This window comes from Actinoplanes sp. NPDC051346, from assembly GCF_040682215.1.
Lineage (GTDB): Bacteria > Actinomycetota > Actinomycetes > Mycobacteriales > Micromonosporaceae > Actinoplanes.
Map to the genome: position 1 here is coordinate 622496 of NZ_JBFBAJ010000001.1, position 21107 is coordinate 643602.

The window sequence follows — 21107 nt, forward strand, 5'->3', positions numbered from 1 at the left end:
ATCACGGGCGGGCCAGGTGGCGCGGCATGGCGAAGAACTGCACCACCACGAAGGCCACCATCAGTACGGCAGCCGGTAAGAAGACGCTGGTACCCATCGCCTCGGCGAACGGTCCGCGAAGCAGTTCCGGAAGTGGCCCGGTGGATTGGGCGACGTCCTGTCCCGCCCCCGCCGGCATCGCGGCGGCGAACGGCTCGAACTTGCTCTCGATCTGGTGCTGCATGAGCACCCCGACCGCGGCGCTGCCCAGCACGGCGCCCACCTGCCGGGTGGTGTTGTAGACGCCGGATCCGGCGCCGGCGAGGTGCAGCGGCAGGTTGCGGTTGGCGGTCGCGGTCAGCGGACCCCAGATGAAGGCGTTGCCGACGCCGATCAGGGCGACCGGCGCCAGGACGTCGATCACCCGAGTGGTGCCGTCCGCCTCGAGACCGAACCAGACGAGGGCGGCGGCGCTGGCGACGAAGCCGAGACCGGTCACGTAACGGGGGTGCACCCGGTCGGCGAGCTTGCCCGCCGGTGCCGCCAGCGCTCCGGCGAGGACCGCCAACGGGATCAGCAGCGCGGCCGACTCCGTGGGGCTCAGTCCCATCGACTTCTGCGCGAACAGCATCAGGGGGATGGCCATGCCGGTGAACGCGAAGCCCATGCAGGCGACCGCCAGATTGGACAGGGTGAAGTTGAGGTCCCGGAAGAGGGAGAGCCGCATCAGCGGCTCCGGCGCCCGCGATTGCCACCACACGAACGCCACGAGCGTCAGGATGCCCGCGATGATCAGTCCCCACACCGAAACGGGCAGCGGCCCGAGGTCGCGGATGTGGCCCCAGTCGTACTGCTGACCCTCCTGCAATCCGAAGACCAACAGGAACAGGCCGACTCCGCTCAGCAGGATCCCCGGGTAGTCGATCCGATGGCGGTGGGTGGGCAGGCGGGGGACCAGCATCACCGCGGCGACGAAGGCCAGCACGCCCAGCGGAACGTTGATGAAGAACACCCAGGGCCAGCCGAACGCGTCGACAAGGAGGCCGCCGGCGAGCGGCCCCACCAGGATCGCCACCCCCGCCGCCGCGCCCCACAGGGCCATGGCGGAACCCCGCTTGTGCTCCGGGAAGGTGCGGGTGATCACGCTCATCGTCTGCGGCGCCATCAGCGCCGCACCGAGCCCCTGCACCACCCGGGCCGCGATCAACATCTCCGGGGTACGCGAGAAGCCGCACCAGGCCGACGCGGCGGTGAAGACCACCAGGCCGAGCAGGTACAGGCGCTTCGGCCCGAACATGTCGCCGAGCTTGCCGGACAACAACAGCGGCACCACGTACGCCAGGAGGTAGCCGCTGGTGACCCAGATGACCGAGTTGAGATCGGTCTTCAGATCCACCCACAGGGCGTCGGAGGCCACCGCGACGATGGTGGTATCCACCAGGATCATGAAAATGCCCGCTACCAGTGCCCAGAGAGCGGGCCAGGGTCGGTAGTCGTCGGGCAGCCCGGGCATGGTGCTCGGCGCGGTGACCGATCCGGCCCCCCGCCCGCCTTTCCGTTCGTGATCCATGTGCGCCCCTCAGGTGGCTGTCATGTCCGGCGGGCGAGCCGTCGCACGCCGAAGCCCCGTTACCGGCCGGTGATCCCCGCGCCCGTGGACACCGCCCGCTCGAGGCCGAACGCCGAGACGTCGACCGGCGAACGACCGTCGATCGCGAGGTGCGCGAGCACCTCGCCGATGCCGGGAGCGAACTTGAAGCCGTGCCCCGAACAGGCGCTCACATAGGTGACGCCGGGCACCTCCCGGGACTGTCCGATGAAGAAGCTCTCGTCCCTCGACATCGTGTAGACGCAGGACCTTCCGCGTCCAGTGCTGCGTACCCCGGGCAGTAACGTCTCGACCGCCCGCCACAACTCGAGTCGTTCCGCGTCGGTCGGCGGGCTTCTGTCGCCGCCGGGGTCCACCGGCGACAGCTGGCGGTTGTGAAACCCGATCTTCAGGCCTCCGCCGACGGCCTGCCACTGGGGCAGACCGTAGACCAGCGCCCCGGCGGCGTCCTCGAAGAGAAAGACGGGGAACCGCCCGGGCAGATGGTCGCGCTCGCACGGCTCGGCCAGGTCGAACTCGTAGACCGGGATGCGCATCGGGGTGACCAGCGCGTCGATCTCGGGCAGGAACCCGCCGATCCAGCCGCCCACCGCCAGCACGACCGCGCCGCAACTCACCTGCCACCCGTCGCCGACGACCGTCAGGGAGCCGCCGGTGGAAGGTCGCAGCGAGCGGACGGCCCGGCCATGGACGAGGTCCGCGCCGGCGCGGGTCGCCCGCGAGAGGTAACTGAGGCGGGCGCGCTCGGCGAAGAGCATCAGCGCATCCGGCTCGTAGACCGCCACGGCGTCATCCTGGACGTGGAAAGCGGGGAATCGACGGGAGATCTCGCCGGCGTCCAGGTATTCGTGGGGGATTCCGCATCGCAACGCCGTTCCCCGCGAGCCGTGCACCAGCTTCGACTCGGGTGGCCCGACGAAGAGGCCACCGGTCTTCACGGCGATGCTGTCATGGACCGCGTCGTCGAGCTCCATCCAGCCCGCGTAGGACCGGTTCAGCAGCGGGACGTAGTGGTCGCCTTCCCAGTAGGCGCGGCGGAAGATGCGCGTCTCGCCGTGGGACGAGCCCAGGTCGTTGAGTGGTCCCCGGGCCTCGATACCGAGGACCTTCAGTCCCCGTCGGGCGAGCTGGTCGAGCGTCGACGCTCCCATGATGCCCAGCCCGACGACCACGACATCGTAGGTGGCACGGGCGGCCGCGATGGTGGTTTCCATGGCTACCCGACGAGTGGCTCGGGGCCGACCGAATGCTGGAAGGCCCGCGCGGGCGTCGTACCCATCTCCACGAAGGGGAGGAGACGCAATGGCGTTGCCGGCTCTGTCACGGTGACCTCGGTGATTTCGTAGAACCAGTGAATGGTGTCGCCCTTGGTCACGTAGGTGGCCGCATAGTCGTGGCGTCCCTGCTCGAACTGGGCGAGCAGGGAACTCCGCACCTGCGACCACTCCTCGGTGTAGAACAACAGGGGGAGCTCGATGCGCTCCAACAGTCGAGAGTGGATGCTGGCGTCGTCTCCCGCTCGATCCGTCGACCGCGAACGCCCGAAGATGTCGGCGATGCCGATCAGTGAGTTCAGACCGATGATGGCGCGCCCGTTGGGGGCGAGATGGTCCGGCAGGAGCCGCAGGAACCGCAGCAGGACGCTGTCGCCGTAGAACATCGCCTCGAGGTCGAGCGAGTGATGCTTGTCTTCCAGTTCCGCCTTGAGCAGGTCGGAAGGGGTGCGCCAGCCCGGCGGGTTGAAGACGATGAGATCGAAGAGTTCGCGCTGATCGGTCCCGCCGCCGGGAAACAGGTCGCTGTGCCAGAAGTCGATGGCCGGATCACCGAAGTTCTCGAGCTCGTTCTGCCGGGCGGTCGCCACCGCCGACGCGGAGATGTCGGTGGCCGCGATCGAGGTGGCTCCCAGATCGCGAAGCAGCAGCGCGATCGCACCACTGCCGGTGCCGACGTCGAGGATGCGGCCGGTGATCTCGCTCTCGCGCAGATTGCGGACCAGGTAGTCCCCGAGTGCGAGACCCGCTTGGCTGAGGCGGAACGTCCCCTGCCGGTCGTACAGACGAAAACGATGTCCGCGGTCGAAGCATGCCTCGTAGGTCTCGCACACGGGTTCGGAGGCCGTGGCGGCATCGCCGCCTTCCAACCCCTCAGCCATCGGTCTCACCGGGGCGTGCGCCCGCACCCATGGAGGCGAGCTCCCGGGACCGGTGCGCGGACGCGGCGAGCGCCGTCAGGACGGACTTCTTCAACCCGGCCGCGTCGAAGGCGGCGATCCCGCGTTCGGTGGTGCCGTTCGGCGTCATCACCTCGCGGCACAGCTGCATCGGCGGCTTGCCGCTCTCCGCGATCAGGGTCGCGGTGCCGCCGAACACCTGCACCGCCATCTCGCGACCGGCCGCCTCGGTGAAGCCGCAGGAGGTGGCGAACTGGCAGAAAGCGTCGACGATGTAGCTGACGAACGCCGGTCCACCGCCGCAGATCGCCGTGGCGTCGTCGACCAGTTCCTCGGCGCCGACCCGGAACGCCTTGCCGATCGACCTCAGCAACTCGTCCGCCTGAGAGATCGTGCGCTGCTCCACCGCCGGCTCCGCGAAGTAGACCGACATGCCCTCGAACACCTCGGACGGTGTGTTGGGAATCGCCCGCACGACCTGTGAGGTGCCGAGCGCGGTGGCGATGGCGTGGGCCGTGAGGCCCGCCATCACCGACAGCACCGGCGTCCGCGGCGTGAACTTGTGGCGCTCGGCGTCGGCGAAGGCGCCGAAGACCTGCGGCGGCACGGCGAGGACGACGAAGTCGTCATCGGCGATCTCCAGCTCGGAGGTCATCGCGAACCCCTCGTACGTCGACAGCACCGCACGTCGATCCGCACTGGTCTCAACGACGACGATCTCGGGGCGCGGCGTCGCGCCGAGAAGCCCCCTGACGATCGCCAGCCCCATATGGCCGCAGCCGACGATGATCAGACGCGCGGCGTTCGTCATTGTCGATCCCCGTTCGTAGAAGTGTCCTGGTGCCGCGACGAACGTCGAGCCGGGTCGCCGGGAGGCCGCCGGTCAATCGACGGCACGTGGGCCGATCCCCGAGGCCCCCTGGCGCGAGTCGGCGGTGTCCCCCACCTTCGATTCCGGCTCCAGGAAGGAGGTGGCGATATCGGAGACCGTCGTGCGGTGCAGAACCCGGCGCTGCGTGGGGTCGTACGGCCGGCCGCGGTGCATGGTGCAGCGGTTGTCCCACAGGACCAGGTCGCCGACCTTCCAGTTCTGGGTGTAGACGAACTGCTCCTGGGTCGCGAAGGCGGTGAGTTCCTCGAGGAGCGCCCGCCCCTCCTCGACCGGCCAGCCGACGATGTGCGAGGCGTGCGAGGCGAGATAGAGGCTCGTCCGCCCGGACTCCGGGTAGTAGTCGACGAGTCGTTGGGGCACCGGTGGCAGGGTGGTGGCGATGTCGCTGTTGAACCCGTCGAACCCGGTCAGGCTGCGCGAGTAGGCGATGCTGTGCTCGGCGACGAGCCCGTGGAGCTGGCTCTTGCGTTCCTCCGGCAGAGCGTCGTAGGCCGAGCGCATGTCCGCGTACTGGGTCTCGCCACCCACCGGCGGAATCTCGCGGGCGGACAGGAGCGAGCACTTCGCGCGCCTCGCCTTGAACGAGCTGTCGGTGTGCCACAGCTGGTTGCCCAGGTTGTATTGATTCAGGCGGTCCTTGGGGTCCAGAATCCGACCCTCGTGATCGAGGTTGGAAATGTCGGTGAACTCATTGCGCAAGCGCAGCGCCGCCCCGGCATAGTTCGGCGCGGTCTCCAGCGGCCCGAAGCGCTTGGTGAAGTCGATCTGCTGGTCATCGGTCAGCGGCTGACCGGGAAACACCAGGATCGCGTAACGGTGGAAGGCCGCTTCGATTTTGGCGAAGACGTCATCGGGAATGGGCGAAGTCAGATCGACGCCGGTAACTTGTGCGACGAAGAGCGGGTGCAGTGGTGCAAGCTTTATAGCCACGTGTCTCCTCCTAGCGCGGTGGTATTCACGTCTGAGGTGCGGATGGAGTCAGGCTTCTCCAGTGGCTGGCGGGTTCTCCGGTTCGCATCGTCGGGCGCCGGGATCCCGCGAGTCTGTCGCGCTCGGCTTCCGCAGGGCGTGGGCCGGCCGCGCGGTCAACTTCGAGATTTGGTGCTGAGCTGGATGATCAGCATCTGATCTTCCACTCGCGACGGATCATGCCCCCGGTCATGAACCAGGACCGTGTCACACGTCAAGTCAAGATCACAAGAGACAGTCCATTAACTGACGAGGATGCATTGACCGCCCGTCCCTTTTCGGGCCGTGAAGGCGGCGGGGTCGCAGTTAACAAGTGCTTATTGCCCCATTCGGCGCCGATAGCGGAAAAGTGCCGCTTGTGCCCGTGGGCGCCGGATCGACCGCCGGGTCGTTCGGCTGCGACACGTTGCCGACACCCGCGCGACACCGACGGGCAATGTCTTTCAGCGTTGTTTCATCCGGGGTACAGTGACCTCCGCTTCGATGGACGCACGCCAATGTCATCCACGATGGATGCCGGCAGACTCGGGCGAATCCAGGAAACGGCACCATCCATGCACCATCGGACAGGGCGAACGAGGCTGGACACGGCCCGCGGCCCGGTTCCCTCGCGGGAGAGGACTGGATCATGAAGTACGTCATTCCTGCCAAACGCTCGTCGAGCAGGGTGCCCGACAAGAACTACCGTCCCTTCGCGCACGGCAAGTCGTTGCTGGACATCCTGGTCGGGAAGCTGTCGCGCCTCGGCGAGCCGGGGGACGTCTACATCTCCTCGGAGGACGAGTCGACGCGTCTGCTGGCCGACAAGTACGAGGTCTCGTTCCTGCCCAGGCCCGCACACCTCGCCGAGAACTCGTACCCGTTCCAGTCCGTGGTCAACGAGGTCTGCAAGCAGCTGCCGGGCGACGACGACGTGATGTGGTGCCACGCCACGGATCCGTTCTTCGACGAGCACGAGGCGGTCGTGCGGGCTTGGCAGTCCCGCGATCCCTCCACCTCGGATTCCATCACGGTCGTATATCCGATGAAGGAGTATCTGCTCGACCCGAACTTCTATCCGATCGGCTTCGGCTTCGGCTCCTGGCACCGTCCCTCGCAGGAGCTACCGACCTTCTACCAGCTCGGCTTCACCTGCTCGATCATGACCAGGCACGTCGCGACGACCCTCGGACTCGTCGGCGCGCGACCGATGTGGCACCAGGCCTCGAATCTGACCATCGACATCGACACCCAGGCCCAGTTCGACCTCGCTGCCCGGCTCTACGAACTGGGCGACTCCCGCGAGGGCACCGGGGCCTAGCTTGCCCGGCATCGACGAGCGGACGCTCGCGCGATCGGTCGCCGAGCTGGTCCGCGTCCCCAGCGTCAACCCGCTCCACGCCGGGCCGCGGGCCGAGAAGCAGGGCCCGGTCGGTGAGGGCACGCTCGCCCTCCGGCTCGCCGAACGATTCGATGGGTACGGTGCGGACGACGTCGTTGTCGACGAGGTGGCTCCCGGCCGGCCCAACGTGTACGGCCGCTTCCGCGGGCGGTCCGACCGGCTCGTCGTGGTGGACGTCCACACCGACACCGTCACCGTCGAGCACATGACCGACCCACCGTTCGATGGGCGAGTCGCGCACGGCAGCGTGTGGGGCCGTGGCGCCCTGGACAGCAAGGCGACCATGGGCGTGATGCTCTCGCTGCTCGACGCCTGGCACCGCGACGGGCTGCGACCCGACCCCACTCTGCTTCTCGTCGGTTCGGTAGGTGAGGAAGCCGGAGGTTTGCTCGGCGCGACGCGGTTCCGGCCGTGGGCACAGGAGCAGGGGCTCCGGATCGACCAGCTGCTCGTGGCCGAACCGACCGAGTTCCGCCCGGTCCACGGGCTGAAGGGTCTGATCCTGATCGAGGTGACCGCGCGCGGCACCGCCGCCCACTCGGCGCGACCCGACCTGGGCGTCAACGCCATCGAGGCGATGGCACCGGTGATCGCCGCCTTCGTCGCCGAACACGACCGGCTGAAGACCCTCCCGGCGGCCACGGAGCTGGGCACCGGCACCGTCTCGGTCACCCAGATCTCGGGCGGCACCGGCGGCAACGTCATCCCCGACCGGTGCTCGATCTCGGTGGGGCGGCGCATCGTCCCGGGCGAGGACCCCGACGAGATCCTGGCGCGGCTATCGGCGACAGCACGCGCCGCCTGTCCGGTTCCGTGCGAGATCACCTCGCTCCTGCCGCCGACGCCGGATGGCAAGGCCGGGTCGCCGGCCTTCTACCAACGCCCCGACACCGACCTTGTCCGGTTCCTGGCGGACGCCTGCGGCACGGAGCCCACCGTCGCGCCGTTCGGGACGAACGCCCTGCGGTATTCGGGCCTGGCCCGCGAACTGGTGATCTTCGGCCCGGGCTCGATCGAGCACGCCCACCAGGCCACCGAGCGGGTCGCCGTCGCCGACCTCGTCCGCCTCGCCGGCGTCCTCGAGTCCTGGCTCGCCCCGGCGTGAGCACCACCTCACCCCAACCACGGAGGGAAACGATGGCGACCGCCACCGCGGCAGAGACGATCGACCGCGTGTTCGCACCGGTCCAGCAGTTCACCCGCGGCTATCTGCTCGCGAAATCGACCGATGCGTACGGCGTCGAGCTCGGCTTCGCCTCCGGGAGCCAGTTCTGGGTCGTCGGCCGCGCCGGAGTCCTCGGCAGCTGTCCGGCGGAAGTCGCCGCGGCGGCCATCGCGTTCGAGCCCTTCGACGCGGTGCAGCGGGCCTGGCACGCCGTACCTTCAGGGTTGACGCACTACGACGTGGCGCTTCACTACCGGGACCGCATCACGGCCTGGGGCGACCGGTCCTTCGCGTACACCGACCTCGACGCCCTCGGCGCCATCGACACCCTGGGGCGGCGGATCGTCGACGCGGCGCCCGGCGCGCTCGGCGCGCTCTTCGCGGGCTGGCGGCAACTCCCCGTACCCGAATCCCTCCAGGGCCGGGCCGCGCTCACCATTCATCTCATCCGCGAGCTGCGGGGTGCCGCCCACATAGCCGCGGTCCTGGCGTGCGGCCTTACTCCCCTCGACGCCATCCTGGCCGCGCCCCATCCGCCACCGCGCACCGGCCCGGCGTACGCCGAGCGCATGGGATACCGGGGGCCCTTCCGGGATCCGGAGGAGGTGCGGGAGCAGCGCCTGGAGGCCGAGAGGCTGACCGCGTCGATCATCGTGCCGTACTTCGCCAGCCTCGCCCCGGACGAACTCGCGCTCTTCGGCGCGGCGGTCGAGACAACATGCTCCGCGGCCGTGGTCTGAAACCCTTGGGGCCCATGAGGCGCTCCGAGAATCCTGAGCTTGGATTTCCGCCCCGACGGGTGCGCGGCCGCCGTTGAGGATTTCCTTGCCCTGGCTTTGAGATCGGCTAGAGGTTGGCTTGAGGTAGCGCTCCGATCTCCAGGGCATGACCGCAACGCTGGAACTCGCCCCCGCCGCCCAGGCCCCGCTGTTCGACGCGACCGCCCTCTGGGGCCGCGCCGCCGCCGGTGTCGAGCTGTCGGTCGTGGTTCCGTTCTACAACCCGGGCGCGGCGCTGCGCAGCACGATCGAGCGGCTGGTCGCCTGCCTCAGCGAGGCCGGCATCGGCTACGAGGTCATCGCGGTCTCCGACGGCTCGACCGACGGCTCGGCCCAGACCCTCGGCGGCCTGCCCGGCGTGCGGGTCATCGACAACGCCGTCAACCAGGGCAAGGGCGCCGCCCTGCACCAGGGCTTCTCCGCCGCCCGCGGCGCCTGGATCGGCTTCGTCGACGCCGACGGCGACATCGACCCCCAGCACCTGGTCGAGTACCTCTTCGTGGCGCGGACCGGCGGCCACGCCCTCGTCTACGCCGACAAGCGTCACGCCGCCTCGGCGAGCGCCGCCACCGGCTTCCGCAAGCTGGTCTCGCTGTCCTACTCGACGATGGTCGCCGGAATGTTCCGCCTCGACGTCCAGGACACCCAGACCGGCTGCAAGATCGTCCGCCGCGACGTCCTCGCCACGATCCTCCCCCGCATGCAGGAGCGCCGCTTCGCCTTCGACCTGGAGCTCTTCGTCGCCGCCGGCGCCGCCGGCATCAACGACCTGAAGGCCGCCCCGGTCCGCCTCGAGGAGCGCGTCGCCGGCTCCACGGTCACCACCAAGAGCATCGTCCGCACCATCCGCGACACCTTCGTCATCTACCGCCGCCACCGCAGCAGCCACTACCGCACCGCCGCCGTCCAGGTCGCCGCTCCGGCCGCCCCGCGCGCCGCGCTCCGCCCCCTCGCCTACGCCGCCTGAGCCGCTCGGCCTTGAGGTGCTCGGCCTTGAGGTGCTCGGCCTTGAGGTGCTCGGCTTGAGCCCGCTCCTCGTCTAGTCGCTTGATCTGCGCTCGCCGTCTCGGCTTGTGCTCGCTCGGCCTTGAGTTGCTCGGCTTCTGCCCACTCGGCCTTGAGTTGCTCGGCTTCTGCCCACTCGGCCTTGAGTTGCTCGGCTTGTGCTCCCTCGCCCTTGAGTTGCTCGGCCTGAGCTCGCTTCGTCTTGAGATGCTCGGCCTTTGCCCGCCCCGCCTTCGCGTTGCTTGGGCTGCGCTCGCTTCGTCTTGAGCCGCTTGGGCTGAGCCCGCTCCGCGTCGAGTCGCTCGGCCTGCGTCCCTCGCTTGGGCTTCCACCTCAGCTACTTTCCTCGGCGAGCCCAGGCAGCCGGGCGAGGGGCCGATTCGCCGATTCGCCGATTCGATCCCATCCGGGCCGGGCCGATCCGGGCTGATCCGACCGGGCTGATCCGGGCCGAGCTGATCCGATCGGGCCGATCCGGATCGGGCCGATTCGCATCGCGTTGACCCGCCGGATCGCTGGGGGCTTCTTGGCTCGGTCGGGGGGCGAGCCGGATTGACCCGGGGCTGCCGACCGTGGCGGCCGGTGCGTCTTCATCCCGGCGCGGTCAGCTCAATCGAGCGACGGCGGATGCCAGTCGGCGAAGCGGGCCATGGAGCGCAGCGCGAGCCGCGGCGGTGTCAGCCGCAGGATCGCGTTGCGGGCGGCAACGGCGATCGGGTGTTGCGCCTGCTGGCCGAAGCGGCCGATCGCGCGGGACGCCCTTGCCACCCGCTGGCTGCGGGGCCGGCGCTGCCGGTCGTATTCGGCGAGCCCGTCCGGTCGGTCGGCGACGGCGGCGAGAACGACGGCGTCCTCCAGCGCTTGGTTGGCGCCCTGCCCGAGATGGGGCGTCATCGCGTGCGCGGCGTCGCCGATAAGGGCGACCCGGCCCTTCACATAGGTCGGGAGAGGCTCTTCGAGGCACGCGAGCTCATCGCGCAGAACAGTGTCGGTTGCCGCGATGAGGGCCGGGATCGGGTCGTGCCAGGTCCCGAACAGCGCCCGCACCTGGACCGCCTCGTCGTTGCCCGCCGGGGGCGCGGCGGCAGTGGCGGCAGCCTGGGCCACGACTTCGGCGGGGGACTGCCGGTCTCCAGCACCCTCGACCGCGGCGGGCTGGAAGGACTCCGCAGACTGGGTGGGTGTGGCCGGCTGGGTGGGTGTGGCCGGCTGGGTGGGTGTGGCCGGCTGGGTGGGTGTGGCCGGCTGGGTGGGTGAGACCAGCTGGGTGGGTGTGGCCGGCTGGGTGGGTGAGACCAGCTGGGTGGGTGTGGCCGGCTGGGTGGGTGAGACCAGCTGGGTGGGTGAGACCAGCTGGGTGGGTGAGACCAGCTGGGTGGGTGTGGCGGGCTGGGAGGTGTTGACGGCGGCGTACCAGTACACGCGGCCGTCGGTGAGGGGGACCATCCCGAACTCGGCGCCGCGGTCCCAGCTGATGCCGACGACGAGGTTGTCGTCCCAGACCGGTGTGACGCCTCGCCATGCCGTCACGCCGATGCGTGCCGGAGCGGGGGCCTCCGGCCACAACGTTCGTCGCACCATGCTGTGGATGCCGTCTGCGGCGACCACCAGGTCGGCCCGCGTCCGGACGAGGCCGTTCGGGCCTCGCCAGGCGACGTCGCCGTCCTCGGTGACGGTTTCGACCTCGGCGTTGGTCACGACGGTGCCCTCGGGGAGGGCGGCGAGGAGGATCTCGTGGAGGGTAGCGCGGTGGATGCCGATGGCCGGAGTGCCGAGCATGCGCTCGAGGTCGCTGGCCTTGACGCGGGCCAGCCAGCGGCCGGCGGAGTCGCGCGTGCCGGCGGACATGTCGTTGCGTCCGCGTTCCCTCACCTTCGCGCCGAGGCCGAGGGCGGCGAGGCAGCGCAGGCCGTTGGCCTGGAGCACCAGTCCGGCCCCGACCGGCCGGAATGCGGGGACGCGGTCGAGCACGGTCACCTGCCAGCCCTTTCGGCGCAGGCCGATGGCCGCGCCCAGACCGCCGATGCCGGCGCCGATCACCACTGCGGTTCGGGTCACCCCGCACCTCCTTCTACAGATGTAGAAAACGATACTACAGCTGTAGAAAGGGGGAGTGTCATGCCGACCGACCGCTTCGCGGTCCTGACCGACGCGGCGATCGACCTGCTCGCCGAGCGGGGTATGCGCGGCCTGACCCACCGTGCCGTCGATGCCGGGGCCGGAGTGCCGCAGGGCACCACGTCCGCCTACTTCCGAACCCGCAAGGCCCTCATCGAGGCGGTAGTGCGCAGGATCGCCGATCTCGACCGGGTGGACATGGCGGAGAACCGCCTACCAGCGGACATGGACGCGGCAGCCACCGCCATGGCCGGCAAGGACGCCGCAGCCACCGCGTTGGCGGATGGGAACGCGGTAGGCGCCGGGTTGGCGGATGGGAACGCGGTAGGCGCCGGGTTGCCGGATGGGAACGCGGTAGGCGCCGGGTTGCCGGATGGGAACGCGGCAGGTGCCGCGTCGGCGGACGGGAACGCGGCAGGTGCCGGGTTGGCTGACGGGGGCGCCGCGGGCACCATGATGGCCGACGTCGGCGCGGCGGCCGCCGGGATCGCGGCGGTCCTTGACCGTTGGATGAGCACCGCCCGCAATCGCACACTGGCCCGCTACGCCTGCCTGCTCGAAGCCACGCATCATCCCGAGCTGCGGACCATCCTGCGGCACGGCGACGCATCCCGCGCTCAGGCGAGGTCGATGCTGGCCGCCGCGGGTGCACCGAATCCAGCGCAGGCCGGCGACCATCTTGTCGCCTGCATCGACGGCCTGCTGCTCGACCGGCTCATCGGCGCGGGCGCCCGGACCGCCCCTCCGCCCGGCACGGCGGCGAACCGAGCGGATCTCACCGTCGCGATCACGACCCTGCTCCACGCCTTCGCTGGATAGGCGAGGCTGGATAGACGAGGCTGGATAGACGAGGCTGGATAGGCGAGGCTGGATAGGCGAGGAAGGTGAGGAAAGCGGGCATGCGGCGAAGGCGCGAAAGACTCGGCGATGCCCGCCCCGGAAATCTGGCAGGCCTCGCCGCGTAAACAGCCTGAAGACGATCCGACTACGCGGGCCGGAGCAGCACCAGCGGAATCTCGCGCTCGGTCCGCCGCTGGTAGGCCGCATAGTTCCGGTATTGCCGCACGACCTGCGGCCACAGGCGGGCGCGCTCGTCCGGCGTGGCGATGCTCGCCACCATCGGCTGCCGCGGCCCGGTCTGGACGGACACCTGCACCCGCGGGTCGTCGCGCAGGTTCAGGAACCACGCCGGATGCCGGTCGTCCCCGCCACGGGAGGCGACCACGACGTACGCCTCGCCGTCGGTGAGGGGCGACGTGAGCATCACGGCCCGCGCTTGACCGGACTTGCGGCCGGTGGTGACCAGCTCGAGCACGGTCATTCCGGCGACTCTGCGGCCGACGCGCCCGCAGCTGACCCTGAGGATGGCTCGGTGGACGGCATTCATGGTTTTCAACGCGATGTCTGGCGGCACACGGGTCAGGATACGAGGATTCGCGCCGTCCGGCATGACGAAGAGGTGACGATTCTGGCGGGCTAGTTGGCGGTGCTCACGCGGCTCCCGTACGCGTCGAAAAGCAGTTTCTCGACCTCGGCGGCCGGCTGCGGCCGGGCGAAGTAGAAGCCCTGTCCCTGGTCGCATCCGCTGTCCAGCAGCGGTTGCCACTGGCTCGCGTCCTCGATGCCCTCCGCCACCGTGACCAGGCCGAGCGTGCGGCCGAGCCCGACGATGGCCGGGGTGAGGGAGGCGCCGGGCGTCTCGACGCCGATGTCGTCCACGAACATCTTGTCGATCTTCAGGATGTCCACGGGGAAGCGGCGCAGGTACGCCAGCGACGAGTAGCCCGTGCCGAAGTCGTCGATGGCGAGCAGGACGCCGAGCGCCTTCAGCTTGTGGAGCTGGTGCACGGTGGCGTCCACGTCGTGCACGAGGACCGATTCGGTGATCTCCAGCGTCAGCAGTTCCGCCGGGAGGCCGGTCTGGCGCAGGACGCCGGCGACCAGGTCGGGCAGGTCGGGGCGGCGGATCTGGCGGGCCGACAGGTTGACCGTGATGTGCAGGCCCGCTCCGGGCAGGGTCCGGTTCCATTCCGCCGCCTGCCGGCACGCCTCGTGCAGGACCCAGGAGCCGACCGAGACGATGTGGCCGGTTTCCTCGGCGAGGGAGATGAAGTCGAGCGGCGACACTGTGCCGCGCTCGGGGTGTGCCCAGCGCACCAGTGCCTCGCAGCCGGTGACACGGCCGTCGGTGAGGTCGACGATCGGCTGGTAGTGCAGCAGCAGCTGGTTGCGTTCGACCGCGTGGCGCAGGTCCATCTCGAGGCCGGCGCGCCGGGCGCGGACGATCTGCATGCCCGGTTCGAACATCTCTATGCAGCCGGGACCGTCCTGTTTGGCCGCGGTGAGGGCGAGGTCCGCGCCCTGCAGCAGGGCGTCCGCGTCGCGTTCGCCGAGCGCGCTGAAGGCGATGCCCGCGGTGGAGTCGATGGTGACCTCGCGGCCGCCGATCCAGAAGGGCTGGCGCAGCGAGGCCGCCAGCCGCTCGGTGACCTCCATCGCCGGCTCCGCCTGTTCCACTCCGGCGAGCAGGATCGCGAACTCGTCCGCGCCGAAGCGGGCCAGGGTGTCGGTGGCGCGCAGGCCGGCGTTGAGTCGCTCCGCCACACCGGTCAGCAGCAGGTCGCCGGCGGCGTGGCCGAAGGTGTCGTTGACCGTCTTGAAGCGGTGCAGGTTGAACAGGACGACCGCGACGCGGCTCTGCTCGCGGGCGGCCAGCGCCAGCGTGTGTACGAGCCGGTTGCGGAACAGCGCCGAGCTGGCAAGCCCGGTGAGTGGATCGTGGAACGCCTGGTAGAGGCCGTCCACCGCGCGGGCCGCCTCGATGGCGACGCCGACGTGTTCCGCGAACGCGGTCAGTACCGCCTGGTCGGCGGGGCCGTAGACCCGGTCGGGCCGGCGGGAGGCGACGAACAGGCCGCCGACCACCTTGTCGTGCTGGCGCACCGGGGCGGCCATGGCCGCCTGCACGCCGGCCTCGACGGCTTCCTTCGTGGCGTCCGGCGAGTGCGGGTAGCCCTCCACCACGATGACCTCACCGCTTCGGATCGCCTTGCCGGTGATCCCGGCCGTCTCCAGCGGTGCCCGCCAGAGCCGGTGCCGCAGTTCGTCGGAGAAGCCACAGGCCGAGGCGAGGTGCAGCATGTCCGGGTCGTCGCCCTCGCGCATCGCCAGCGCGGAGAGGGCGTCGCCGAGCAGCGACCGCGCGCCCTCGGTGATCGCGTCGAAGATCTCGCTCAGGGGGGCGCGCCGGGCGACCGCCCGCTGCACCACCGCGAGCTGTTCGAGGAGCATCCGGCCCGTCCGGGCGTCCTGCGCGGCGGCTTCGGCGTCGTCGCCGGCGTACCGTCGCTGCTCGGCGATGTGGTCGAGGGTGGCCAGTTGCAGTGCCAGGGCGGCGCTCAGCCCGGTCGCCAGGTCGGCCTCGGTGTCGACGAACGGGGAGCCGGTGTCGCGGACGGCGAGCAGCCGCCGGCCGGTGTGCCGGCCGATCGCCACGGTCAGGACGGAGCGGCCGCCGGCGGTCTCGCACGCGGCACCCGTCGCGGGCACCCGGGGCTGGGGCAGCTCCGGGTCCAGGGCGCCGCGGACGGCGACCGTGGCGCTGTCCTGCAGGATCGCGACGGTGTCCGCGGCCAGGATCGTGGCCATGCTGTCGGCGGCGGCCAGCGCGGCCGAGAGCACGTCGGAGGTGCCGGAGATCGCCTCGATGAACGCGGCCACGCTGCGCCCCGGTTCGAACGTCATGTTCGTCATGCCTGCTCCACCCGGTTGCGGCCGCCCTGCTTGGCTTGGTACAGCGCGTGATCGGCGCGCGCGAGGACTTGGTCCAGCCCGTCATCGTGCGGGTGGAGGTGGGTGATGCCGACGCTCACCGTCACCGACAGCGGACCTTCGCGCGTCGGTATCGGCGTGGCAGCCACCGCGTGCCGGATCCGTTCCGCCAGATCCGGGCCTTCCTCTTCGAGGTCCGGCAGGATCACCGCGAACTCCTCGCCGCCGTAGCGGCCGAGGACGTCGGCGGAGCGGATACTCTCCGCGACCCGGCGGGCGACCTCGCGGATGACGTCGTCGCCGGCGCCATGCCCGTACGTGTCGTTGACCGACTTGAAGTTGTCGATGTCGAGCATCAGCGCGGCCAGGTCGTGGCGGTTGCGGGCCGCCACGTTCAGCAGCGTGGTGGCCAGGGTGTAGAAGTGGCGGCGGTTGTTGACGCCGGTCAGTTCGTCGGTGGTCGCCAGCTCCTGCACCCGGGCGAACAGACGTGCGTTCGCGTACGCGCTCATGCCCTGGCTGGCCAGCGCCGCCGCGACCTCGCGGGCCGTGTCGTCGAAGCCGGCGCCGCCGAGCAGCACCACCCCGACCAGGCCGTCGTGGGACACCAGCGGTACGGCGAGCATGATCTCCGCGTCGCCGAGCAGTTCCCCGCGCAGCGCGTCACTCGCCGGCAGCGTCACCGGCGTGGCAGCCGCGCGGGCCGCGTCGAGCATCGGGTCCGCCCCAGCCGCCAGCCGCAGGCCGTGTAGGGAGGGGTGGGCGGTGCCGGCGAGGGCCACCACGTCCAGTTCGCCGTCGCCGGCGAGCAGCAGCCCGCCGGCCACTCCGCCGACGTGGGTGTGCAGTGTCGTGAACAACCGGTGCAGCACCTGCAGCGGATCCAGGATGGCGCTCAGTTCCGCCAGGCTCGACCGCAGTGTCTCGGCGAGCCGCTGCTGGTGACGGGCGGTCTGCACGGCGAGGCCGAGCTGCGCGGCGCGGGCGGTTTCCAACGACACCGCGACGTGGCTGGTGATGGCGGTGAGCACCTCGACGTCGTCCTCGGTGAAGATGCCGCGGGCCATCCGGCTGTCCAGGTACGCCACGCCGAGGAGCCGGCCCTTGAACTGCACTGGCGCCACCATGATGCTGCGCAGGCCGTGGACGACGACGCTCTGCGAGCCGAGCGCGGCGCCCTGCTCGGTGCCGGCGACGACCAGGGCCTCGCCCGTCTCGATCACCCGGTGCACGAGCGTGGAGCCGTAGCCGGTCACCGTGTCGAGGTCCGCGCCGGTCGCGTCACGGCCGGCGAAGGGTACGACGCCGGCCTCGTCCACCAGGAACAGCAGGGCCCGTTCGGCGCCGAGGATGCGCAGCGTCTCGTCGAGCGCCACCCGGGCCAGCCGCTGCGGGTCGAGGACCGTCGCGCCGGCGGCACTGACCTGTTGGAGCGCCTCGAGGCGGCGGTTGCGTCCGGCGTGCGAGTCGCGGTCGGTCAGGACGCGCTTCGGGCGGGACTGGGCCTCGTCGATGTCGAATTCCATCCGCACCTGGCGACGGCGGTGCTCCCAGCCGTACGTGTCGGCCAGCAGGTTGGCGATCCGGGCCTGCCGCTCGGACTCGGCGGTGTGTCCGAGGCCGCGCAGTGCCCGGGCCCGGATCCGGGCCAGCTCGAACTGCACCAGCGGTGCGTCCAACGCGCGGCTGTCCCGCTCCACCCGGTCGGTCTGGGCGATGGCTTTGCGGTGCTCGCCGCGTTGTTGCAGCAGCGCCGCCTGGGCGGTGCGGTGCGCGATCCGCAGCAGCACGGTGCTCGCCACCTTGCCGAGCTCGCGTGTCGCCTGCTCCGCCTCCAGCAGCCGGGCCGGGCGCTGCGCCTCGTCGGCCAGCCGCACCTGCGCCATCCGGCCGCTGACCCGCCAGACGTAGAACCACCTGAGGTGGGTCATCAGCTCGCTCTTGCGCAGGCCGAGCCCCTCGAACTCCGCGACGATGTCGTCGAAGCGGGCGCCGAACTCGCCCTCCTCCACCGCCGCGCAGAGCGCGGCGGTGGCGATGTTGGCGCGCTGCACCGGCGTGGCGGTCTCCGGCGGCAGCGCCTCGCGCATCGCCGCGACCATCGCGGCGGCCTCGGCCGGAAGCCCCAGCTGGGCCGGGATCATGACACCCAGCATGCCGAACGACGTGCCGTACACCTGGGTGGGATCGGCCAGTCGCTGCAGTCCGCGCTCGTAGTCCGCCTTGCTCTCGCGGGTGTAGCCGCGCATCAGCAGCCGCAGCGACGTCGTCGCCATCCCCGGCATCATCTGCGCCGGATAGAACCAGCGGGAGTGCCGGGCGAGAGCCCGTTCGTAGGTGCTGCCGTCGTCGATGCCGCCGAACAGCCGCGCCAGACCCATGAGCCAGTCGACGTACGCGATCAGCTGAGGATCGCGCAGAGTCTCGGCGTCCCGGGCTGCCCGCGCCAGGCAGCGCTCGGCCGTGCCGCGCAGCCGCAGCACCGCCGCGACGTAACCGATCAGCGAGTACACCCGGACGTACTCGGGGCACAGGCCGATCCGGTTGATCACGTATAGCGCCCGCAGGGCGAAGACAGCGGCCTCGCGCAGGCGCATGCCGAGCGCGGCGGCGTATCCGCCGGCGTCCAGCACGGCGGCGAGGGCGGCCAACTCGTCGCGGCGGCGGCCCGTCGCGGTGCCGTACCCGATGCCGGTGCGCCGGATGAGCGCGCCGGCCGCCGCGATGGCGAGGGTGGTCAGCAGCCGGACCGGCTTGCGCGCCGGCAGCGGGTGACCCAGTTCGTGCAGTGCCGCTGTCGCCTCATCCACGGCCTGCTCGTCGGCCCAGGTGGTGTGGTGCAGCTCGATCAGGGTGGTACGCAGCTCGGCGCGGCGCCGCCGGTCGGTCTCCTCGGCCAGCGCCCGGTCCAGCGTCTGGCGGGATTCGGCGAAGCGGCCGGTACGCAGGTACGCGATGGCGAGCGGGTGCAGGATCTCGCTGTCGGCCGGCCCGGCGTCGGTCAGGTATTCGATCGCGTCGGCGGGTGCCTGGTCGGCGAGGGCACGGCGGCCCGCCGCGAGGGCGCTGCGGCGCCAAGCGTCCGGGTCGGCCGCGTCGCCGGCGTGACGGTGATGGCGGGCGAGCACGTAGTCGTGATCGGTCTCGCGCAGCGCCGGCGGCAGCAGTTCGAGCGCCGTGGCGGCCGCCGCGTGCAGCCGCTGCCGCACCCGCGGCGCGACGTCGGCCAACAGTGCTTCGCGCAGGGCGGCGTGCACGAAGCCGTACCGGCCGCCCTCGCGGATCTCCACGATGCGCCGGTGCACCGCCGTGCCGAGCGCGGCGGCGACGGTCTCGGCGGGCAGGCCACACACGGCGGTCAGCACCTCGTGCCGGAAGCGCCCTCCGGCGACCGACGCCGCGACGAGGACGTCGCGGACGTCGTCCGGCAGCCCTTCGAGACGCGTCACGATCAGCGAGCGGGCATCCGAGGCGACGGGCAGACCCTCGACACCGCTGGTGTCGAGACACCACTCGCCCCACAGCGGCACCAGCAGGCCCGCGTCGACCAATTGCACCAGATACGCGACGAGCGCGAGCGGCGAACCGTCCGCCAGGGCCGCCACGTGCTCCACCAGGCCGGCCGGCACCCGTGCGCCGGGCAGCCGGGAGGCGATCAGCGCGGCCGTGGCGTCGGCGTCGAGCGGCTCGCAGCGCACCGTGGTGTCCAGCGACGTGTCCAGCTCGGTGAGGGGCCGCGCCGCGCCGTCGAGCTCGGTGAACAGGACGAGGAGCGGCAGCGTGGCCAGGTCGGGGTCGAGCAGGGCGAGCACGCGCCGGCTTGCCGCGTCGAGCCACTGCACGTCGTCGAGGGCGAGCAGCAGGCCCTCGCTGGCGCGGGCCAGCTCGCTGAGGAAGAGGGCGACCGCGGTCAGGAGGCGGTCGTCGCGGCCGTCGCTCGCCGTCGCGAGGGTGTCGCCGAGCAGCGCGGCCAGCCGCGGCGACAGGCCGGCGATGAGTCCCGGTCCCGCGGCAGCGGCGGCGGTGCGGATTCGCTCGTGGGCGGCGTCGCGCTCCGGGGTCTCCAGTCGAGCGACGACGTCCAGGTGTCCTTCGACCGCGGCGCGCAGCCCGCCGAGCGGCACCGCCTCGTCCTCGGCGCAGCGGCCTCGCAGCACCGCGGCGCCGGCCGCCTCCGCGGCGACGAGGCTGCTTCGGCCCGAGCCAGCCGGACCACGGACGGCCGCGGCACCGCCGGCGCCCTGCCGCGCGCGCTGCCACCGCTCGGTCAGCTGCTTGCTCTCGGCGTCGCGGCCGAACAACGGCCACCTGCCCGCGGTGGTGTCCGGCAGTTCGTGATGCCCGCCGGCGCAGGCGCGCAGCGCGTCGAGCAGACCGGCCGGGCTCTGGTAACGGTCGTCCGGATCCTTGGCGAGCAGCCGCGTGACGACGGCGGCCAGCTCCGGGTCGATCTCCGGTCCCAGCTCGGGCACCGGAGCGGTGGTGTGCAGGCGCAACAGCTCCCCGACGTCCGCGGCGGCGAACGGCGGCCGGCCCGTCAGGCACTGGAACAGCACGACCCCGAGGGAGTAGAGGTCGGAGCGGCCGTCCACCGGCCGCTTCAGCATCCCGGACTGCTCCGGCGAGCAGTACAGGAACGTACCTACCGTTTTGTCGGCGGTGTCCAGATCCTGGCCCAGCGTGGCCAGGCCGAAGTCGATCAAGGTCGCCGGTCCGTGCGTCGGCACCATGACGTTGTGCGGCTTGATGTCGCGATGCACCAGACCGGTGCGGTGCACGGCGGCCAGGGCCCGCGCGAGCTCGGCGGCGAGTCGCACCACCCGCTCCTGCGGCAGCGGCCCGTCGGCGAGCAGATCGGCCAGGGACCGGCCGTCGAGCAGCCTGGTGACCAGGGCGGGACTGCCGTCGTACAGGCCGACCGCGTGCGCCCGGACCACGCCGGGGTGGTCGATGCAGGCGAGCAGGGCGGCCTCGCGGAAGAAGGCCAGCATCGTCGTCGGAGCGTCTGCCACGTCGCCGCGCGGGCGCTTCAGCGCATACCGCTCGTCGCCGCGACGCACCTGGTAAACGGTCGTGAACGCGCCACGACCCAGCTCCGCCTCGAGGTCGAGTCCGGTCAGCTGTGCGGGCCGCCGGATCGACTCCGGACGCTGCGCTTCGCTCATCTCCGACCGCCCGTCAGTTTGTCCCTCCGTCTCAGGTCATCGACACGAGCGGGCGGAGGTTGAGCCATTCGGCGGAAGGCGGGTGGTCCGGGGGCCGTCGC

At 71.0% G+C, this 21107-nt stretch carries 14 protein-coding genes; 5 read left to right on the top strand and 9 right to left on the bottom strand.

The genetic code is table 11. From position 1 onward, the window contains the following. Position 1: 1 nt before the first annotated feature. From AB0M36_RS02805 to AB0M36_RS02825, 5 genes are all read right to left on the bottom strand, one after another. A complete protein-coding gene (locus tag AB0M36_RS02805) occupies positions 2–1549 on the bottom strand; it encodes a DHA2 family efflux MFS transporter permease subunit (protein ID WP_364151313.1) in 1548 nt (515 codons plus the stop codon). A gap of 59 nt (positions 1550–1608) precedes the next feature. Next, positions 1609–2802, bottom strand: coding sequence for an N-methyl-L-tryptophan oxidase (gene solA, locus AB0M36_RS02810; RefSeq protein ID WP_364151316.1), 1194 nt, complete (start codon positions 2800–2802; stop codon positions 1609–1611). A 2-nt stretch (positions 2803–2804) separates the two neighbouring features. Beyond that, positions 2805–3743, bottom strand: coding sequence for a class I SAM-dependent methyltransferase (locus AB0M36_RS02815; protein WP_364151319.1), 939 nt, complete (start codon positions 3741–3743; stop codon positions 2805–2807). After that, positions 3736–4572 (bottom strand): pyrroline-5-carboxylate reductase, encoded by an 837-nt coding sequence (proC, locus tag AB0M36_RS02820; RefSeq protein ID WP_364151322.1) that lies wholly within the window; start codon positions 4570–4572, stop codon positions 3736–3738. Before proC ends, AB0M36_RS02815 begins: the two co-directional genes overlap by 8 nt. A 72-nt stretch (positions 4573–4644) precedes the next feature. Then, a complete protein-coding gene (locus AB0M36_RS02825) occupies positions 4645–5583 on the bottom strand; it encodes a TauD/TfdA family dioxygenase (RefSeq protein ID WP_364151325.1) in 939 nt (312 codons plus the stop codon). A gap of 667 nt (positions 5584–6250) precedes the next feature. On the opposite strand from AB0M36_RS02825, the gene AB0M36_RS02830 reads away from it, so the two are divergent. The 4 genes from AB0M36_RS02830 (at position 6251) to AB0M36_RS02845 (ending at position 9914) form a co-directional block, all read left to right on the top strand. Further along, positions 6251–6922 (top strand): hypothetical protein, encoded by a 672-nt coding sequence (locus tag AB0M36_RS02830; protein ID WP_364151328.1) that lies wholly within the window; start codon positions 6251–6253, stop codon positions 6920–6922. Position 6923: 1 nt separating this feature from the next. After that, positions 6924–8108 (top strand): M20/M25/M40 family metallo-hydrolase, encoded by a 1185-nt coding sequence (locus AB0M36_RS02835; protein WP_364151331.1) that lies wholly within the window; start codon positions 6924–6926, stop codon positions 8106–8108. A 32-nt stretch (positions 8109–8140) separates the two neighbouring features. Beyond that, the gene (locus tag AB0M36_RS02840; protein ID WP_364151333.1) at positions 8141–8908 is read left to right on the top strand and encodes a hypothetical protein; all 768 of its coding nucleotides are present in this window, start codon (positions 8141–8143) and stop codon (positions 8906–8908) included. A 145-nt stretch (positions 8909–9053) separates the two neighbouring features. Further along, positions 9054–9914 carry a glycosyltransferase family 2 protein gene (locus tag AB0M36_RS02845; RefSeq protein ID WP_364151336.1) on the top strand — a complete coding sequence of 287 codons (861 nt, stop codon included), beginning with the start codon at positions 9054–9056 and terminating at the stop codon, positions 9912–9914. Positions 9915–10561: 647 nt separating this feature from the next. Here AB0M36_RS02845 and AB0M36_RS02850 read toward each other — a convergent pair. Continuing rightward, complete coding sequence (locus AB0M36_RS02850; RefSeq protein ID WP_364151339.1) at positions 10562–12010, bottom strand: FAD-dependent monooxygenase; 1449 nt, start codon at positions 12008–12010, stop codon at positions 10562–10564. 60 nt (positions 12011–12070) lie between these two features. Between AB0M36_RS02850 and AB0M36_RS02855 the strand changes: the two genes are divergently transcribed. Beyond that, entirely contained in the window at positions 12071–12889 is an 819-nt protein-coding gene (locus AB0M36_RS02855) for a TetR family transcriptional regulator (protein ID WP_364151340.1), read from the top strand. A 166-nt stretch (positions 12890–13055) separates the two neighbouring features. On the opposite strand, the gene AB0M36_RS02860 is transcribed toward AB0M36_RS02855, so the two are convergent. From AB0M36_RS02860 to AB0M36_RS02870, 3 genes are all read right to left on the bottom strand, one after another. After that, positions 13056–13457, bottom strand: a complete 402-nt coding sequence (locus AB0M36_RS02860) for a nitroreductase/quinone reductase family protein (protein WP_364152236.1) — start codon at positions 13455–13457, stop codon at positions 13056–13058. An 89-nt stretch (positions 13458–13546) separates the two neighbouring features. After that, a complete protein-coding gene (locus AB0M36_RS02865) occupies positions 13547–15823 on the bottom strand; it encodes a GGDEF domain-containing protein (protein WP_364151343.1) in 2277 nt (758 codons plus the stop codon). Then, positions 15820–21006, bottom strand: a complete 5187-nt coding sequence (locus AB0M36_RS02870) for a diguanylate cyclase (protein ID WP_364151346.1) — start codon at positions 21004–21006, stop codon at positions 15820–15822. The genes AB0M36_RS02865 and AB0M36_RS02870 overlap by 4 nt, the downstream gene beginning before the upstream one ends. Positions 21007–21107: the final 101 nt, after the last annotated feature.

What these genes read in the sequence shown, in the direction of transcription:
- AB0M36_RS02805 (WP_364151313.1), bottom strand. Translation starts at nt 1,549, where the DNA reads ATGGATCACGAACGGAAAGGCGGGCGGGGGGCCGGATCGGTCACCGCG.
- solA (WP_364151316.1), bottom strand. Translation starts at nt 2,802, where the DNA reads ATGGAAACCACCATCGCGGCCGCCCGTGCCACCTACGATGTCGTGGTC.
- AB0M36_RS02815 (WP_364151319.1), bottom strand. Translation starts at nt 3,743, where the DNA reads ATGGCTGAGGGGTTGGAAGGCGGCGATGCCGCCACGGCCTCCGAACCC.
- proC (WP_364151322.1), bottom strand. Translation starts at nt 4,572, where the DNA reads ATGACGAACGCCGCGCGTCTGATCATCGTCGGCTGCGGCCATATGGGG.
- AB0M36_RS02830 (WP_364151328.1), top strand. Translation starts at nt 6,251, where the DNA reads ATGAAGTACGTCATTCCTGCCAAACGCTCGTCGAGCAGGGTGCCCGAC.
- AB0M36_RS02840 (WP_364151333.1), top strand. Translation starts at nt 8,141, where the DNA reads ATGGCGACCGCCACCGCGGCAGAGACGATCGACCGCGTGTTCGCACCG.
- AB0M36_RS02845 (WP_364151336.1), top strand. Translation starts at nt 9,054, where the DNA reads ATGACCGCAACGCTGGAACTCGCCCCCGCCGCCCAGGCCCCGCTGTTC.
- AB0M36_RS02855 (WP_364151340.1), top strand. Translation starts at nt 12,071, where the DNA reads ATGCCGACCGACCGCTTCGCGGTCCTGACCGACGCGGCGATCGACCTG.
- AB0M36_RS02860 (WP_364152236.1), bottom strand. Translation starts at nt 13,457, where the DNA reads ATGAATGCCGTCCACCGAGCCATCCTCAGGGTCAGCTGCGGGCGCGTC.
- AB0M36_RS02865 (WP_364151343.1), bottom strand. Translation starts at nt 15,823, where the DNA reads ATGACGAACATGACGTTCGAACCGGGGCGCAGCGTGGCCGCGTTCATC.
- AB0M36_RS02870 (WP_364151346.1), bottom strand. Translation starts at nt 21,006, where the DNA reads ATGAGCGAAGCGCAGCGTCCGGAGTCGATCCGGCGGCCCGCACAGCTG.